Raw genomic sequence first — 15,881 nt, forward strand, 5'->3', positions numbered from 1 at the left:
CGTGAAGCCCTCGCCGATACGAGGGCTTTTTGCGTTTCAGACCTGACTGATCTCAAACACAAACGAAATCTTCTGCTGACTCGCACTCCACACATACCGCAAATGCTTGCCCTGCTTCGGAATCGATACCGCTGGAGGTCGAAATGCGGCGACGCATTCATGGCCCGGCAGGCGAACGCTGTTGTAGAGCAGTCCCCACGACTCGGTTTCGCGCAGTTGCCGGGCGAATAGCTGAGACGGTCCGTAAGCCTCAGGATCCGGATTGTGCAACTCGGGGAGATCGTGGCGGATATCGTGTAACGGTTTAACCACGCGATTGACGTAAGTGCGCATGGTCAACTCAAGATCCGCTTCCTGAGTCGCCACAAGAAATCGTTCCTGGTGATAACAGGTCTCGGCGATGGCAGCAGCCTGACTGCTCGCGGCGTAGTAAACGCCGAAGGTGCCGTCGCAGAAACGACTGCGTTTGCCGATATGAGTAAATGCAGCCATCACCGGAGTCGATCCGGGGCCGGAAAGTCGATCTTCGGGACGCACTCGGGCGAGAACCCCGGCCTGTTCGATCAGGCGATCGTTGGTCAGCGCTTCAATCGCGTAGGCAACTTCCAGGTCTTCGGGATCGAGCACGTCTTCGAACAACGCAATCGGCGGGAAGCTGCTGTTGACGATCCGGTAGGCTCGCGGCCACGGCACATCAACCAAATCGGGCGCCTTCAACCGCGCACCCCATCAAGGTAGCGGCGTACATCGGCGATATCGACCACGCGTCCGGCCAGCATGTAATCCAGCGCCGTTTGCCCATTGAACGGCGCCGCCGTGTTAGGGCTGCTGACCCATGTGTAAGCGCGCTCGCGGCTGTTGCTGAAGATGATACTCAGCGCCTTGTGAATACCCATCAGGTAGGAGATGCGCTCAAGGGTGTCGTTAGGCAGACGTATGTTCGGCAGATGTTTGTATTTATAGAAAGTTGTGTTGCCGACGCCGCCGAGTAATGTGCGTTGCTGCTCGGCGCTACAGCCCCAGCGCTCCATAAGGTTGAAGAAGAACTTCAGCGCGACGCGGCCCGCTTCGGGGGCATCAAGTTGTTCACGTGGGATGAGGGCTGGGGATGAGGTAGTCATTGCGCCTCTCCTGATTTGATTTGCTTTCATACTAGTACAGATATGAACCAATTTATAAATCTGATTCGCAAGCGTAGAGACAATAATCCAAACCCAGATTGACAGCTTAACTCGCGATGCCGAGAATCGGCCCAAGAGCGCGAAACCGACTGCTATCAGGTGGCGATAGTCGGCGTTAGGAACCCCACTGATGACCTGAGGATCAGTGTCCGGGTGAGACCTCTCTCCCTATTTGGGGAGTAAAAAAAGACCGACAGCGATGTCGGTTTTTTATTGCCTCAATTATTTGAGCATTCCGTCGACCGACTCAAACCGCTGCAGAATATTCAGTGCTTCCAACATCGTTTGAGCTGTCTTATCCGTAGGGATTCGTGCAACGGAAGGCCGCTCTCGAATCTCAATAACCTGGTGCTGCCGGGTGCCATTTGGGCAGTCCAGATCAACCGCTTCTTGTGATGCACTCAATTCGCCCACCTCATTCAGATCCGCAGCCATATAGGCTTGATGCCTTCCCACTGCTACTTCATCTGCTTTGACGAGTCGCCGCTATCAGCTCGGTCGCAAGTTAGCCTAAGACGCATCCACGTTTTTCGCAGGCCAAAACCACTAACGTTGTCAGCCTTTTCCCCGTGAAAAATCGCCCCCTCGCACCAAAACCACGCACTTTTTTTGACCCCCATCACCCCCACGTCACCAAAAACCCCGATTCTGTGTCAGCCTCCAGCCATCGGCGAGGACATCAATTCGCTACTAAACCCGCGACAACTATGCTCAGGTGCAGGAATATAGCCAGCATATGGCGCCTGACCGGCAGTCTCGTAAACAACAATACCCAGCCCACTTCAGAGGGCATTACCCATGGATAGCAGAACCTTACGCAACCTCATGCGCATCGTGCAGACCGGCTCGTTGTCGGCCGCAGCCGAGCATTCGTGCCTGACTGTGCAGGCGTTGGCCGCGCAGTTGAACAAGGTCGAAGAGCAGTTCGGTTTCCGCTTGTTTCGACGTTCCAACAAAGGTCTGACGCTGACGCCGCAAGGCACCGAGCTGACGCCGTATATGGACAAAGTGCTGATTGCCACGCGACAGATGGAAGAGAAAGTCGAGGCATTGAAAGTGCCGGGGCAGCGCACGTTGAAGGTTGCGTTGAACAACACCCTGTCGCCTGATTTCAATCGGCGAATGATCGGACGCCTGATCGAGGTGTTTCCCGATTATCAGATGGAATTCAGCTACGCCGAGTCGATGGAAAATCTCAGCAAGCTGAAGAATGAAGACTTCGACCTGGCGGTGCTGATCGGTCCGCAGCGGCCGGGGCTGCCGAGCATTGTCTTGCCGGAGGTGCAGGTACAAGTCGTCGGTGCGCATTGCGGGCAGGAGAACGATCCGCTGACGTTGCTGGGCAACAAGTTTCAGGTTCGTCCTGCGGAAGATTGTCCGTATTCCCACAGCTTTTTGCGTTTTCTCGACGCCGGGCTGGGCAATCACGAGAACGGCCAGCGCATGGTCTATTCGTGCAGCGAGACCCTGACGCTGTCGCTGATCACGCAGATGGACGCGGTCGGCATGGTTTCGCGGGAGGCCGCGCAGAAGAACGGCCTGACGATTTTCCCCGGTTTCGAGGATTTCCTCGAAGTGCGCCTGGCGGTGAACAATCCGGAGTTGTCGAACCAGGCGCTCAGCGACGTTGTTGACCTGCCGTTACATGAACGAGCCGAGCGCAATGTACGCAGCCGTCCCAACCGCCACACTGAGAAAGAGGTTTTTGCTGAAATACGCACATAACAACGTCGGAATCGCGGCATAAAATTCCGGGCGATCGAGCTGTATGTGCTGATCCTTGATCAACAAGGGTGTCAGGCTGATCGCAGCGACGATCGCCACCGGCAGGTACTCCAGCGCCCGCGCAACGAACGGCGGCCAGTGCTCAGTGTTGACTTGCAGTGGCAGCGCGCGTGGCAGGAAAGTCACCGCCATCATCAGCGCGACCACCAGAATCAGGAACGTTTGGTCAGGCATACACCCACTCCGCAGCCCACAAACGTGGCGATAAACACATTGAACGGCGAACTGCCGACCAGACTCAGTGCGCCCATGCAGACCACGGCAGCGGCGGCGGCGATGAGTTTGTTGCGCGTATTGCACAGCGACACCAGCACGTAGAGCATCATCGCCGTCAGGGCGTAGTCGAGCTGATATTTGATCAGGTGCGCCGCGTACTGCGCGCAAACCGCGCCGAGCAAACCGCCGAGCACCCACGAGGTGTGGCAGAACAGATTGAAGCCGATCAGATAACGCACGTTGACCGGTGCGCCAGTGCCGAGTTTAACGCTGTGGAAAGCGAAGGATTCATCCGTCAGGCCACCGGCGTAAGCCCAGCGCTCCATCCGGCTCAAACCGAGTGCGCGCAGGGCCTTGGCCATATAAACCGACATCAACATATGCCGCGCGTTGATCAGGAACGTGGTCAGAACAATGGTGGTCAGCGAGGCGCCGCTGGAGATCAGCGCCAGCGCGGCGAATTGCGAAGCGCCGGCATACACGAACAGACACATCGCCACCGGCAGCCACATCGGCAGCCCGGCGTTGACGGCCATCAGCCCGAACACGAATGACACCGTGAAGTAACCGGCGACGACCGGGCTGGCTTCGGCAAATGTGCGCGATGGCTGATGGGCAGCCATCAGCGGCGCACTGCCGGACGTTTCATTCATAGATCCCTCTCAAATGTCCGTTCGCCGTGGGGCTCGCAAAAACCCTGGGCAGTCCAAAAACGCTTGCCCGCGAGGTTAGCATCGTCGACGAACAGAAACATCCGTAACACACCGACACGTTTCATGTCCGACGACGCCGCTTCAACCAGTCGTTGACCGACGCCTTGGCTGCGATAGCGCGGGCTGACGGCCAAGTGGTTGATGGTGCCGCGACTGCCGAGCATGCCACCAAGCACCGCACCGACGATTTCGCCAGCGACGTCGAAGGCGAGATAGGCCGTGGTGGTTTTCTGGATCAGCACGCCGCGCAGGCACTTGGCGTCCTGCCATTCGCAGAAGGACACTTCGTCGAACTGGCGGAAGAAGCGCTCCATGCGCTGCGCATCCTTGGCCGTGGCGCGTCGCAGCACCACCGGCGTCGAGCACTCGACGCCGTCGATTGGGGTGATCTGATTAGCGAACAATGTCGAAAGCGGTCCCGGGCCGCGAGAAGGAAATCGCCAGAATCTGCCGATACGCCATGGCATGCGTGTGGGTGTTACGCGCCGGGGTCACGTAGTGGCGCATGTCGCGGTCGAGGAAGTAAGTGGTGTCGAGAATTTCCTGGTAGGTGGTCGACGCCAGTTGATGCTCGTGGATGTCGTACAAGCGACTCTCCGCACCCTCGACGTTATTGCGGCCCCAGAAGTGCACACCGCTGAACGGATAACCGTCGCAGTGAATCCCTTCAGGGGTGATTTCCAGCTGTTTGCCGGGTTTGATCTCGATGCGGATCTGATGAATCTGGCACTGCCAGATTTCATCGTGCAGCTCTTCCGGCAGCACGCTTTTGTACACTTCGAAATCGGTGTCGATCAGGCTGCGCATCACCGGTGAAGTAATCACTTCATCGGAGAAGTCCTGGAAGTGCCGTACCAGGCCGCCAACATAAGCGTTGTTCTCTTTCGACTGCACGTAGGCGCGATGTTCGAGCTGCTTCAGCTCGCGAGTCTTGGGGTTGTACTCGAAGTCGCTGTAACGACGGTAACGCATGCCGGCTTCGGCCTGACCGTAGTAGCTGTCAGGCTCCATGTTTTCCCAACTTTTGGTCAGTCTGACGAAGTCGGCAAAATGACCGTAGAGATTGAAGTCACCACCCTGGACGTTGACATATTTGTCGCGCCGTAGCGATTCGCCCACTTCTCTGTTCAAAACGATCATTACCAAATTCTCCGCTGCGTTGAGCGGCCTAATCTATTAGGTGGAGAATTTGCGTCCATGAGAAAGAATTTCAGGCATTTAAAGCCCTGTTTGAAACGGAGTTTGCAGCGCCTCAAAAACAACTTTTACATGACAAAAACACGGGTTTTTTCCGGTTTTCATCGAAAAACCGTCGAAAAAAAACCCCGAACCAGTCGGGGTTTTTCTCATGTTTCTTACACTTGATCAGGCATCAGAAGATGTTGATCGGGTAGTCCACGAATACACGCAGTTCGTTACCGCTGACGTTGTACTCGCTGGATTTCTGCGAAACACGCAGGATCGAGCTGCGCAATTTCACGCTCAGGTCTTTGGCCGGGCCAGATTGCACGACGTATTTGAACTGGTTGAAGATCTCGCGCTCGGTGCCGCCTTCGCTGGTGGAAGTGGTGATGTTGTCGCCACGCACGTAAGCGAAGTTGTAGCTCAGACCCGGTACGCCGAAAGCGCCGAAGTCGAGGCCGTAGCCCAACTGCCAGCTGCGTTCGTCTTCAGCGTTGAAGTCGGACCAGTAGGAGTTGGCCAGGTAGATGGTGTTACCACCGTCGCCAACGCGATGTTGATCTTTCTGGTAACCACCGTAGGCGTAGCCGAGGTTGCTGTCGCCGGTGGAACGCTGGTGGGCCACGGTGAACGAGTGTGGGCCAGTGGCGAACGTTGCAGCCAGGCTCCAGATCTTGTTGTCGCGACCGGTCACGATGCTTTCGCCGGGAATGGTGTTTTCGCGAACGTACGAGCTGTCGAGCTTGGTGCGGTAACCGTTGAAGTCCAGGGTCAGCGACTGATCCTTGTTGAACGGCAGCACGTAGTTGGCGTTCACGTATTGTTTCTTCAATACGTCTTCGACGTCGGAAGCGTACAACGCACCTTTGAAGTTCTCGGTGAACTGGTAGCTACCGCCCAACACGTTGATCGACTTCAGACCACCGCTGTCACGGCCTTCATCGCTCTTGCGCGATTCAGCGGTGAAACGACCGGCGTTCAGTTCCAGGCCTTTGATCTCTTTGGAAGTGATCAGGGTACCGGTGTAGCTTTCCGGCAGCAGGCGGGAGTTGTCGTAGTTCAGCACCGGCAGGGCCGGCATCTGGTCGCCGTAGGTCAACACGGTGTTGGAGAAGCGGAACTTAACTGCGGCACCGCCCTTCGCTATGTCATGGTTCGCGCGACCGTCATTTTCCTGCTTGAAGAAATCGATACCACCGGCGCCGCTGCGGCCCTTGCCGCCATCCAGACGCAGCGCGTACAGACCGAAAGCGTCGACACCGACACCCACGGTGCCTTGGGTGAAGCCGGACGAGAACGTACCGATGGCCGCTTGGCCCCACTCGGCTTTGTCTTTGTTGCCGTCTTTGTAATCACGATTGATGTAGGCATTGCGCAGCAGCACTTTGAGGCTGCTGTCCTCAACAAAACCCTTGGACTCGGCCTGGTCGTTAGCCATGGCCTGAGTGGCACTCAACATCCCCAGTGCGATCAGACTGATTCGCTTGTTCAACATTTTGTTTTCCTTATTACGGGTTGAAACGCGCTGTGTCGAACGGCGGAAACGGCGCTTTTGCACTCTTTTATTCACCCCGAAACAAAAAGGCCCGCCCACGATAACGTGATGGCGGGCCTGCTCCTTGTTTTGAGTCATGGCGGTTGGCCACAGGCGTTGGGCCGAATCGTAGCCGCGCCCTCAACAATGTGTCAATTTCAAGAATCGTCTTTAAATAGGTAAAAATCGTCTAAGAAACGTAAATTTTGCGCTGAGTCCTTGCTGGGAAATGCAAACAGCCAGTGAATCCAGCGCGTATCAGGCGCAACCATCGATAGAACAAAATGCAGAAGTTTTACCGGTTTCATCGAGGACGATTGCCTGCTGCAACCAATCGGCAAATGCCTGCGGTTTGCCCAGCCAGGGGCTGATGTCGATCAACTGGAACGTGCCGTTCTGCTCCAGAGCAATCGTTGGAAAACCCTGACCGCCCAATTGAGCCAAAAACTGGCGACTGGCTTTTATATGCCCCTCGCTATCAACGGACTCAAACGCAATGTGGAAATCTTCCTGCGCATAGCCCATCTGCATGGCCAATTCCAACAGCACGGCTGAATCGGCAATGCGTCGCCCTTCCACATAGTGCGCTGTCTGCAACCGCCCCAGCATGCGCAAACCGCCTCGGTCGATGGCTTCGGCCGCCATGACCGCCGCAATCGGTGGCGTCGAATCGAACACCGCAGAGTGATCGCGCAGCAGTCCGTCGAAATAAGATTCGCCAAAAGGCTGGCCGGTGTACTCGGCAATGCGTCGGTCGTGGGGCATGACGTAATTGCGCAGTTGCGAGGAGACCGGCTGGCGGTTGGCGCCACTCATCATGCCCCCGGCATGGGCGAGCACTGGCAGCACCTGTTGTGCGGCTTCAATCAGCGGCTTGGCGCCATAGCACCAACCGCACAACGGGTCGTAGACGTAATGAAGAATCATGGGGAAGCTCCAGCAAAACTGAGGAATCGATGGCGGCAGATTAGTCCCTGCACTCATGGGGAAAAACGCTGGAAAGGCTTTCAGTCTGTTTCATGAATCGGTCGAATGGGCCGACCGGTCAGATTGTGTCGACATGGACACAAATTGAAACAATCAGACAAGGGAACTTATAAGGAATAATTAACGGAAGTAAATGCAAAGCATTACCATTCGTGCGATCGAATTCTTCCACCCTTTCGGATGCGCTGTTCAATGCCTGCCCCGTTCCGTCTTACGCCCGTCACTCTTGGGCTTTCTGCTTTTCTGTCCAGCGGCTTTGCCTACTCCGCGACCGAGTTACCCGCCACCGCGATCAGCGCCGAAGCGCAAGCCGATGACCCACGGGTAAAGCTCAGCAGCACCGCGACCCGCACCTCGACACCCGTGCGCTATGTGCCGCAGACGATCGATTCGATCAAGACCTCGAACGTCGCCAACTACGGCACCAATGACATCGCCGACGCCTTGAGCGGCATGCCCAACGTCAGCAGCAGCGCCGACACTCGCTTCGACAGCCTGCGCATTCGCGGCTTCGATGCCAGCAACGATTTCTATCTCGACGGCATCCGCGACGACAGCCAATACAAGCGCGACCTGCACAACATCGAACGCGTCGAAGTACTCAAAGGCCCGGCCGCCGTGCTGTACGGCCGCGGCAGTCAGGGCGGGATCGTCAACCGCGTGAGCAAGATGCCCGAGTTCGGCCGCCGCTCGACCATCGAAGCGCAGGGTGGCAGCGAAGATTTGCGCAGTCTTTATGCCGACCTCAGCACCGACCCGAGCGAAAACATCAGCCTGCGACTGAACATGGGCAACATGGATGAAAACAGTTTCCGTGACGGCGTCAGCGGCAATCGCCAGCTATTCGCGCCGTCGATGAGCTGGCAACTGACGCCGGATCTGAACTGGCTGGTGCAGTACGAATACAGCCGCTACAACCGCACCCCGGATCGCGGCATCCCTGGGGTCAACGGGCGTCCGGCCGACGTAGGTCGCGACACCACCTACGGCAACGATCACGACTTCATTGATGACAAGTCGCAATCGCTGCGCTCGAAACTCACCTACGAAATCAACGACAACTGGCAACTGCGCCAGACCCTCGGCGTGTTCAAGCTCGACAGCGATTTCGACAACACCTACCTCACCGGTTACACGCCGGCGACCAACAAGGTCACGCGTCAGCACTGGCAGCAGGATCTGACCACTCGCAACGTCTATAACAACGTTGAACTCGAGGGCGGATTCGATACCTTCGGCCTTGAACATCGTCTGCTGACCGGCATCGAGATCGGCAGTCAGCGCCGCGATCCGACGCTGTACAACGCCGCCACCGGCAGAACCCCGGGCGCTCAGCCTGTGCCGTCGCTCGACCTGTACAACCCGAATCGCGATCTGCGCCACACCGGCAGCATGCAGGTTTCCAGCAGCAGCCACACCGAAGTCGAAAGCCGCGCGGTGTACGTGCAGGATCAGTTGCGCCTGAACGACCAATGGCAACTGCTCGCCGGTTTACGCTACGACACCTTCGATATCGAGTCGACCAACAAGCTGCGCAACATCTCGGAAGACCGCGACAGCCACAGCACCAGCCCGCGCGTCGGCCTGGTCTGGACGCCGCTGCAGAACCATTCGTTCTACGCCTCATGGTCCAAAACGTTTTCGCCAGTGGGCGGCGGCTTGATCGGCATCACCCCAGGCGCGGCCGGCAACACCAACGACCTCAGCCCCGAATTGACCAAGCAGAAAGAGATCGGCGTGAAGAGCGACTGGTTCGATGACCGCTTGAGTACCACGCTGGCGATCTATGACCTGGAACTCTACAACCGCCGCACCACCGATCCAAACGACCCGACCTTGACCGTGATGTCCGGTCTGCAGCGCTCGCGCGGGATCGAGTTGACGGCCACTGGCAACATTGTCGGCAACTGGTACATGCGCGGTGGCGTCGGCATGCAGGACGCGAAGATCGAGAAGGACAACAACGGCCTGGAAGGCAAACGCATCAATAACGTCGCCAAGCACAACGGCAGCCTGTTCCTGACCTGGAAACCGGAGATGGGCTGGTATGGCGAAACCGGTCTGACCCTGGTTGGCCAGCGCTATGCCGATAACGCCAACACCACCGTGTTGCCGGGTTATGGCCGTTGGGATGCGCTGGTCGGCTACCGCTTCAAGGATTGGGATTTGCGTACGGCGCTGAACAACATCACCGATCGTGAGTATTACGCGTCGGCGACCAGCCAGTATCAAATCCAGCCGGGTGCGCCACGTAGCGTCGTGATGACCGGCACCTATTCCTTCTGATTCAACGCAAAACCTGTAGGAGTGAGCCTGCTCGCGATAGCGGTGTGCCAGTGAATGTTGATGGCGACTGACGCACCGCTATCGCGAGCAGGCTCACTCCTACAATGGGTTTTGTGTCGTGCATAAAAAAGCGCCGCCATCCCGGCAGCGCTTTTACCAATCCCTGTTGTTCTTCTTATCCTTCCATCACAGCCCACAACGCGTCCAGTTCGGCCTCGCTGAACAGGTCAGCGGGGTAACGCTCGATCATCATCCGGCGCGGATCAGGTTGCCTGATCTGACGCGTTCCATTGGACTTCAACCAGTGCGCGACAATCTGGAGCGATTCGCCGTTAACGGCCATGGGATGCAACGTCCGCTCGCTGACTACGTTCACTTCGGCGTTCATTTCAGCGCTCTCTCCCCGTTCGTGAGCGGCTACGTTATCCAAGGTTTATGACAGAACTGTTGAAGTTCTTCCCCCTCCCTAGTGCCCTTAGTCGGATACAAGACCTATGCCAAGGTTTCTCATTTGTCGACAAGCGGATACAAAGAAGCCCGCAGTCCTGTCGGGCTGCGGGCCTCAGTTGATGTATAGCGAGCTAATCACTGCCCGGCTGATTTGTTAAACAACTCAAGCTGTTACGACTCAACTCACTCTTTGTGCGGCGCGGGTTGCTGTTGGGTAAGGCAGTGGATATTGCCGCCACCCAGTAACAGTTCGCGGCCCGGCACCAGCACCACTTCGTGCTGCGGGAACAGCTTCTGCAGAATCTCTTTCGCCGGCGCGTCCATCGGATCGTCGAAGCTCGGCGCGATGATGCCGCCGTTGACGATCAGGAAGTTCACGTAGGAACCAGCCAGACGCACGGACGGATTGCGCTCCTGGGTGCCGTCCACCGGATCGACACCGGCGCACTCTTCTTCGGTCGCGTACAGCGGCCCCGGAATCGGCATTTTGTGCACCGTGAATGGGCGACCCTTGGCGTCGGTGCTGCTTTGCAGGACTTTCATCGCCGCCTGGCAGCGCGGGTAGTTCGGATCCTGCGGATCGTCGGTCCACGCCAGCAGCACTTCGCCCGGACGCACGTAGCAGCAGAAGTTATCCACATGGCCGTCGGTTTCGTCGTTGAACAAACCGTCCGGCAGCCAGATGATTTTATCCACAGCCAGATTGGCGCTGAGCACCGCTTCGATTTCTTCGCGGCCCAGATGCGGGTTGCGATTGCGGTTGAGCAGGCATTCTTCGGTGGTAATCAGTGTGCCTTCGCCGTCGACGTGAATCGAACCGCCTTCGAGCACGAAACCTTCTGTGCGATAACGCGGGCTGCGCTCGATCTCGAGGATCTTGCCGCCGACCTGCGAATCACGATTCCACGGCGAGTACAGACCGCCGTCGAAACCGCCCCAGGCGTTGAAGTCCCAGTTCACACCGCGCACTTCGCCGCTGTTGTTGATGACGAAGGTCGGGCCGCTGTCGCGTACCCAGGCGTCATCGCTGGACATCTCGACCACGCGGATATTCGGCACGTCGAGGCGCGCGCGGGCGTTTTCGTATTGGCCGGCGGACACGGCCACGGTCACCGGTTCAAAACGCGCGATGGCTTTGGCCACCGCTGCGTGTGCGGCTTGCGCCGGTTTGCCGCCCAGACGCCAGTTGTCCGGGCGCTCGGGCCAGATCATCCAGGTCTGCGTCTGCGGCGCCCACTCGGCCGGCATGTGAAAGCCGTCGGCGCGCGGGGTACTTTTCAAGGTGGTCATCGGGATCAGGACTCCAGGGAACCGTCGAGGGTTTTCAACGCGCCGTACAGGTTCGGACGGCGGTCACGGAATGAACCCCACGCGCTGCGAATGTGTTCGAGCTCGTCGAGGTTGAAAGTGTGCACAAGAATACCTTCTTCGGTTTTATTCAGCTCCTGCACTTTTTCGCCAAACTGGTTGGCGATGAACGAAGAGCCGTAGAACGTGATGTCGTAGCCGTCCTGTTCTTCGTTGCCGATGCGGTTACTGGCGATCAACGGCATCAGGTTGGCGCCGGCATGACCCTGCTGCACGCGCTGCCAGTGATCGCGCGAGGAGATGGTTTTGTCGTGCGGCTCGCTGCCGATTGCGGTTGGATAAAAGAGTATTTCAGCGCCTTGCAAGGCCATGCTGCGTGCAGCTTCCGGGAACCACTGATCCCAGCAGATGCCCACGCCGATCTTCGCGTAACGGGTGTTCCACACTTTGAAACCGGTGTCGCCCGGGTTGAAGTAGTACTTCTCGTGGTAACCCGGGCCGTCCGGGATGTGGCTTTTACGATAAATCCCGAGGTTGCTGCCGTCGGCGTCGATGATCGCGATGCTGTTGAAACGCGCACGGCCGGCCAATTCGTAGAAGCTGATCGGCAGCACCACTTGCAGCTCTTTGGCGATTTTCTGGAAATGTTTGATCGCGACGTTTTCTTCCACCGTCGTCGCCAGTTGCAGGTAGTCCGGGTTTGGCTTCTGGCAGAAGTACGGCGCCTCGAACAGCTCCTGAATCAGGATGATCTGCGCGCCTTTGGCGGCGGCTTCGCGCACCAGCCTTTCAGCGATTTCGAGGTTGGCTTGCAGATCCCAGGAACAGGCCATCTGAGTGGCGGCAACGGTAACGATACGGCTCATGAATCATCTCCGGGCAAGTGCTTTGACGGTCGACAATTCGACCGAAAAGAAAAACGCGCGCACCGAACATGAGATCGCCATGCCGGAGCAATGGCGACTTTATAGCCGATAAATATCGGCTTTAGAAGCTTGTTAAATGCCTTTCGTCTAAATAAATTCAATAAATACCGATACAAATCGAATTAGAAACCCAAAACAAATGTGGGAGCGAGCCTGCTCGCGAAGGCGATTGATCAATCAACACAGTTGTTGAATGAGAAACCGCTTTCGCGAGCAGGCTCGCTCCCACAGGAGGTCAGCGTGAGGGCTTACAGGCCTTCGCTGAGGACCCGATCAAGCATGTCGACAAAGAAATCCACACTCTGACGCGACGTCACCATCGGTGGCTTGATCTTGAGAATGTTCAGATCATCGCCGGTCGGCTGCATGAAAATCCCCAACTCGCGCAGGCGATCGCACAGCAACGCAGTTTCTTCGGTCGCCGCCTCCAGCGTCTCGCGGTTGCGGATCAACTCAAGCCCCAGATAAAACCCGGAGCCGTGCACCGCGCCCACCAGCGGATGTTTATCGATCAACGCTTCGAGTCGCACCTTGAAGTGGCCACCGACCACCTGCGCGTTCTCCCAGAGTTTTTCTTCTTCCATCACATCGAGCACCGCCATGCCGATCTGGCAACTGACCGGACTACCGCCCGCCGACGAAAAGAAATAACCCTCGGCCTCCAGCGCCTCGGCAATTTCCCGCCGCGTGATGACCGCACCCAGCGGTTGACCGTTGCCCATGCCCTTGGCCATGCAGATGATGTCCGGCACCACGCCCTGCTCTTCAAAGCCCCAGAAGAAATGCCCCATGCGCCCGTACCCGACCTGCACTTCGTCGGCGATGCACACGCCGCCCTGCGCGCGCACCAACCCGTACACCTGTTTCAAATATCCCGGCGGCAGCGAGATACCGCCGGCATTGCCATACACCGGCTCGCAGATAAACCCGGCCAATTGGCGCTTCTGCTCGGCGAGTTTTTCCAGGTGGTGCTCAACGCTGCGCACATAATCCGGCGCTGAATCGAGACCGCGGAATTCACCGCGATACGTGTTTGGCGCAGGTACCGGATGCACCCAGTCCGGGCGGCTTTCCAAGGCTTTCGGGTTGTCGGCGATTGACGTCGATACCGCATCGGCACCGACCGTCCAGCCGTGATAGGCCTCAAGCACGCTGATCATGTCGCGCCCGCCGCTATAGGCCCACGCCAGACGAATCGCCAGGTCATTGGCCTCGCTGCCGCTGTTGACCAGAAACACTCGATTCATGCCTTCCGGCGCCAATTTCAGCAAGCGCTCGGAAAACTCCGCCACCGCCGCATAGTTGAACCGCGAGTTGGTGTTGAGCAACGACCACTGGCGAGCCGCGACCGCTGCCATGCGCGGGTGACCGTGACCGAGCACTGCCACGTTGTTGAGCATGTCCAGATAGGAACGGCCCTGCATGTCGATCAGGTGATTGCGCCAGCCACGTTCGATGCGCGGCGGGTCGACGTAGTAGTGCTTTTGCGTGCGAGCGAAACTGGCGTCGCGGCGTTCGAGCAGGGTTTTCGCGTCCAGCTCCGGCTCGGCATCGCAGGCCAGTCCTAACAACGCCGCTGGCGACGGGCACAGGGCCTGCCACGCCGCTGCAAGCGCAGGGGTGCAAAACAACGGCGCATTGAGTTGCGCGCCACGGCACAACTGCACCCGCAACGGGCCGCTGACCGCGCCCAGCACCTGACCTTTGACCAGCGCCGCGCCACTGTGCAGCGACGGTGTTACGCCCCACAGGCGCACGCTGAGTTGCGGGCCATCCAGTTGCAGCACACCGTCTGCGGCTTGATGTACGACGCCAGCGAATGGCGCCTCCACGGTGCTGCCATCGGGCACGCGCAATTCCACGTGCAGCGGGAACGTGTCCGGCTCTACGGCACTGTCGGGACGAGTGCGCGACAAACGGTACTGACCGTAACGGCTTGCCGCCAAACCATGGGCAGCTGCCGCTTCGTTCAACAGGTGCTGATCGATGCCTGCCTGCTCCCAGTTGCCGGCCTCGAAATGCGGGCTGAGGACACCGAGATCGATCAGGGCAAATTCACGCCCGACCAGACCGGGCAGCAAGGGCGCAAAACCTTCGCCGTCGATCGCCGGCAAGCTGTGACCGACGGCCGTGAGGATCGCCGCTTCCATCAGCGCCTGCGGCACCGAAGTGGCCACGCGGAAGATTTCCCACTCATGGGTGAGGTTGTCGCGGCTGTAAATATTCGTCGGGTCGATGCTGACCTGTTGCTCACCACTGAGCACCAGCACCGCCGCACGCGCGACGATCAATGGCCACAGCGCTTGCAACTCTTCGTGTTGCAACGGGTTGACCGCGTGGTAAGCCTGAACCGCCGGCAGGATGACAAACGGATCACCACCAGCGTGATGCAACAACGCCGCACAAGTCACCGACAGATCGCTGATGCGCCAGGTGCGTACCAGATCGCCAAAGTCGATCACGCCCTGCAATTGCCAGTGCCGCTGGGCATCGCGCGCCCAGACAGCGTTGTCATCGGTGATGTCCATGTGGATCGCCTGCACCGGCAGTTTGCCCTGCAACGGTTGCAAGCGGCGCTCGGCCTGTTCTGCCGCATCGGCAATCAATGCGCGTTGCTGCTCATCCTTGATCACCGGCAGCAGATGGCTGATCAGTGCGCTGGCGTGGCGCGCATCCCACTGCAACGTGCGCTCAAGGCCCGGATGGTCGAACCCGGCCAGCGCCAGATCCATCTCACCGCAGAGCCGGCCGAACCCCGCCACCACATCACGACCCAAGTGATCGAGATGCGTCAGCGGCTGGCCCTCGATGTAATCCAGCAGCCGCACATGAACCGCTTCGCCGCCGACTTCCAGCGACAGCAGATCCTCGCCATTATTGGCCGCGATCACCCGCGGCACCGTCACCGCAGAATGCTCGGCCAGGTATTTGAGACCGGCGTGTTGGGCTTGCAGCTCCACCAGGGCGTAATCGCCACGGCAGATTTTCAGCACAAACCGCCCGCGCGGGCTGTCGACGCGAAAGTTCAGATCCTGCTGACTGCCAAGGGCCTGCAACGTGCCGCTGAGTCCGTAATGCTCCGCCAACCATTGCAGGGCCTGCTCCGCAGAAACCTGCGGGCTGGGCAAACTGGCGCGATGAATCAACGTGGCGAGCGGCATGAAACGACCCCTGAAATTTTATTAGGCGCCTATATCGCCATTGCTTCACAGGATCCGCAACCCCCAACCGCGTAAAGGTATCGGGGCTATTTCTCTTCCGGCACTCGCACCCTTGGACACTTTGCGCAAGAATGTCGGCCATTCACACCTGC

Annotated in this window: 15 protein-coding genes; 2 read left to right on the top strand and 13 right to left on the bottom strand. The window is 58.3% G+C overall.

The features are described from left to right. Positions 1-36: 36 nt before the first annotated feature. The 3 genes from KBP52_RS16995 to KBP52_RS17005 form a co-directional block, all read right to left on the bottom strand. Positions 37-717 (bottom strand): RES family NAD+ phosphorylase, encoded by a 681-nt coding sequence (locus KBP52_RS16995; RefSeq protein WP_249122188.1) that lies wholly within the window; start codon positions 715-717, stop codon positions 37-39. Then, positions 714-1,121, bottom strand: coding sequence for an MbcA/ParS/Xre antitoxin family protein (locus KBP52_RS17000; protein WP_212620605.1), 408 nt, complete (start codon positions 1,119-1,121; stop codon positions 714-716). Before KBP52_RS17000 ends, KBP52_RS16995 begins: the two co-directional genes overlap by 4 nt. Positions 1,122-1,403: 282 nt before the next feature. After that, positions 1,404-1,616, bottom strand: a complete 213-nt coding sequence (locus KBP52_RS17005; RefSeq protein ID WP_212620606.1) for a hypothetical protein — start codon at positions 1,614-1,616, stop codon at positions 1,404-1,406. A gap of 363 nt (positions 1,617-1,979) precedes the next feature. Here KBP52_RS17005 and KBP52_RS17010 point away from each other — a divergent pair, with 363 nt between their 5' ends. After that, positions 1,980-2,906 carry a LysR family transcriptional regulator gene (locus KBP52_RS17010; protein WP_077570279.1) on the top strand — a complete coding sequence of 309 codons (927 nt, stop codon included), beginning with the start codon at positions 1,980-1,982 and terminating at the stop codon, positions 2,904-2,906. Here KBP52_RS17010 and KBP52_RS17015 read toward each other — a convergent pair. The 6 genes from KBP52_RS17015 to KBP52_RS17040 form a co-directional block, all read right to left on the bottom strand. Beyond that, positions 2,823-3,140: an AzlD domain-containing protein gene (locus KBP52_RS17015; protein WP_007952614.1), complete on the bottom strand. Its 318-nt coding sequence runs from the start codon at positions 3,138-3,140 to the stop codon at positions 2,823-2,825. The two genes, KBP52_RS17010 and KBP52_RS17015, sit on opposite strands and share 84 nt — an antisense overlap. Then, positions 3,119-3,835: an AzlC family ABC transporter permease gene (locus tag KBP52_RS17020; protein WP_077570277.1), complete on the bottom strand. Its 717-nt coding sequence runs from the start codon at positions 3,833-3,835 to the stop codon at positions 3,119-3,121. Before KBP52_RS17020 ends, KBP52_RS17015 begins: the two co-directional genes overlap by 22 nt. Next, positions 3,832-4,209 carry a GNAT family N-acetyltransferase gene (locus KBP52_RS17025; protein ID WP_008080517.1) on the bottom strand — a complete coding sequence of 126 codons (378 nt, stop codon included), beginning with the start codon at positions 4,207-4,209 and terminating at the stop codon, positions 3,832-3,834. The genes KBP52_RS17020 and KBP52_RS17025 overlap by 4 nt, the downstream gene beginning before the upstream one ends. 79 nt (positions 4,210-4,288) lie before the next feature. Beyond that, positions 4,289-5,035: a 2OG-Fe dioxygenase family protein gene (locus KBP52_RS17030; RefSeq protein WP_034151909.1), complete on the bottom strand. Its 747-nt coding sequence runs from the start codon at positions 5,033-5,035 to the stop codon at positions 4,289-4,291. Between the two features lie 232 nt (positions 5,036-5,267). Beyond that, positions 5,268-6,572 carry an OprD family porin gene (locus tag KBP52_RS17035; protein ID WP_077570275.1) on the bottom strand — a complete coding sequence of 435 codons (1,305 nt, stop codon included), beginning with the start codon at positions 6,570-6,572 and terminating at the stop codon, positions 5,268-5,270. 297 nt (positions 6,573-6,869) lie between these two features. Further along, positions 6,870-7,538, bottom strand: a complete 669-nt coding sequence (locus tag KBP52_RS17040; protein ID WP_212620607.1) for a DsbA family protein — start codon at positions 7,536-7,538, stop codon at positions 6,870-6,872. Between the two features lie 252 nt (positions 7,539-7,790). Between KBP52_RS17040 and KBP52_RS17045 the strand changes: the two genes are divergently transcribed. Then, complete coding sequence (locus tag KBP52_RS17045) at positions 7,791-9,884, top strand: TonB-dependent siderophore receptor (RefSeq protein WP_212620608.1); 2,094 nt, start codon at positions 7,791-7,793, stop codon at positions 9,882-9,884. Between the two features lie 175 nt (positions 9,885-10,059). Here the strand turns inward: KBP52_RS17045 and KBP52_RS17050 are convergent, their stop codons facing one another. The 4 genes from KBP52_RS17050 to KBP52_RS17065 form a co-directional block, all read right to left on the bottom strand. After that, positions 10,060-10,272 carry a hypothetical protein gene (locus KBP52_RS17050; protein WP_016986304.1) on the bottom strand — a complete coding sequence of 71 codons (213 nt, stop codon included), beginning with the start codon at positions 10,270-10,272 and terminating at the stop codon, positions 10,060-10,062. 245 nt (positions 10,273-10,517) lie between these two features. Beyond that, positions 10,518-11,624 (bottom strand): agmatine deiminase, encoded by a 1,107-nt coding sequence (gene aguA, locus KBP52_RS17055; RefSeq protein ID WP_134176225.1) that lies wholly within the window; start codon positions 11,622-11,624, stop codon positions 10,518-10,520. Between the two features lie 5 nt (positions 11,625-11,629). Beyond that, positions 11,630-12,508 carry an N-carbamoylputrescine amidase gene (gene aguB / locus KBP52_RS17060; RefSeq protein ID WP_007909107.1) on the bottom strand — a complete coding sequence of 293 codons (879 nt, stop codon included), beginning with the start codon at positions 12,506-12,508 and terminating at the stop codon, positions 11,630-11,632. A 308-nt stretch (positions 12,509-12,816) separates the two neighbouring features. Continuing rightward, positions 12,817-15,729: an aminotransferase gene (locus KBP52_RS17065; RefSeq protein WP_212620609.1), complete on the bottom strand. Its 2,913-nt coding sequence runs from the start codon at positions 15,727-15,729 to the stop codon at positions 12,817-12,819. Between the last annotated feature and the right edge of the window lie 152 nt (positions 15,730-15,881).

Origin of the sequence: Pseudomonas sp. SCA2728.1_7 (genome assembly GCF_018138145.1) — a bacterium.
GTDB classification, from domain to species: Bacteria; Pseudomonadota; Gammaproteobacteria; order Pseudomonadales; family Pseudomonadaceae; genus Aquipseudomonas; species Aquipseudomonas koreensis_A.

Excerpts from the sequence above, each read along its gene's own strand:
- KBP52_RS17000 (WP_212620605.1), bottom strand. The coding sequence starts at position 1,121 with ATGACTACCTCATCCCCAGCCCTCATCCCACGTGAACAACTTGATGCC.
- KBP52_RS17005 (WP_212620606.1), bottom strand. The coding sequence starts at position 1,616 with ATGGCTGCGGATCTGAATGAGGTGGGCGAATTGAGTGCATCACAAGAA.
- KBP52_RS17010 (WP_077570279.1), top strand. The coding sequence starts at position 1,980 with ATGGATAGCAGAACCTTACGCAACCTCATGCGCATCGTGCAGACCGGC.
- KBP52_RS17015 (WP_007952614.1), bottom strand. The coding sequence starts at position 3,140 with ATGCCTGACCAAACGTTCCTGATTCTGGTGGTCGCGCTGATGATGGCG.
- KBP52_RS17020 (WP_077570277.1), bottom strand. The coding sequence starts at position 3,835 with ATGAATGAAACGTCCGGCAGTGCGCCGCTGATGGCTGCCCATCAGCCA.
- KBP52_RS17025 (WP_008080517.1), bottom strand. The coding sequence starts at position 4,209 with ATGGAGCGCTTCTTCCGCCAGTTCGACGAAGTGTCCTTCTGCGAATGG.
- KBP52_RS17030 (WP_034151909.1), bottom strand. The coding sequence starts at position 5,035 with ATGATCGTTTTGAACAGAGAAGTGGGCGAATCGCTACGGCGCGACAAA.
- KBP52_RS17035 (WP_077570275.1), bottom strand. The coding sequence starts at position 6,572 with ATGTTGAACAAGCGAATCAGTCTGATCGCACTGGGGATGTTGAGTGCC.
- KBP52_RS17040 (WP_212620607.1), bottom strand. The coding sequence starts at position 7,538 with ATGATTCTTCATTACGTCTACGACCCGTTGTGCGGTTGGTGCTATGGC.
- KBP52_RS17045 (WP_212620608.1), top strand. The coding sequence starts at position 7,791 with ATGCCTGCCCCGTTCCGTCTTACGCCCGTCACTCTTGGGCTTTCTGCT.
- KBP52_RS17050 (WP_016986304.1), bottom strand. The coding sequence starts at position 10,272 with ATGAACGCCGAAGTGAACGTAGTCAGCGAGCGGACGTTGCATCCCATG.
- aguA (WP_134176225.1), bottom strand. The coding sequence starts at position 11,624 with ATGACCACCTTGAAAAGTACCCCGCGCGCCGACGGCTTTCACATGCCG.
- aguB (WP_007909107.1), bottom strand. The coding sequence starts at position 12,508 with ATGAGCCGTATCGTTACCGTTGCCGCCACTCAGATGGCCTGTTCCTGG.
- KBP52_RS17065 (WP_212620609.1), bottom strand. The coding sequence starts at position 15,729 with ATGCCGCTCGCCACGTTGATTCATCGCGCCAGTTTGCCCAGCCCGCAG.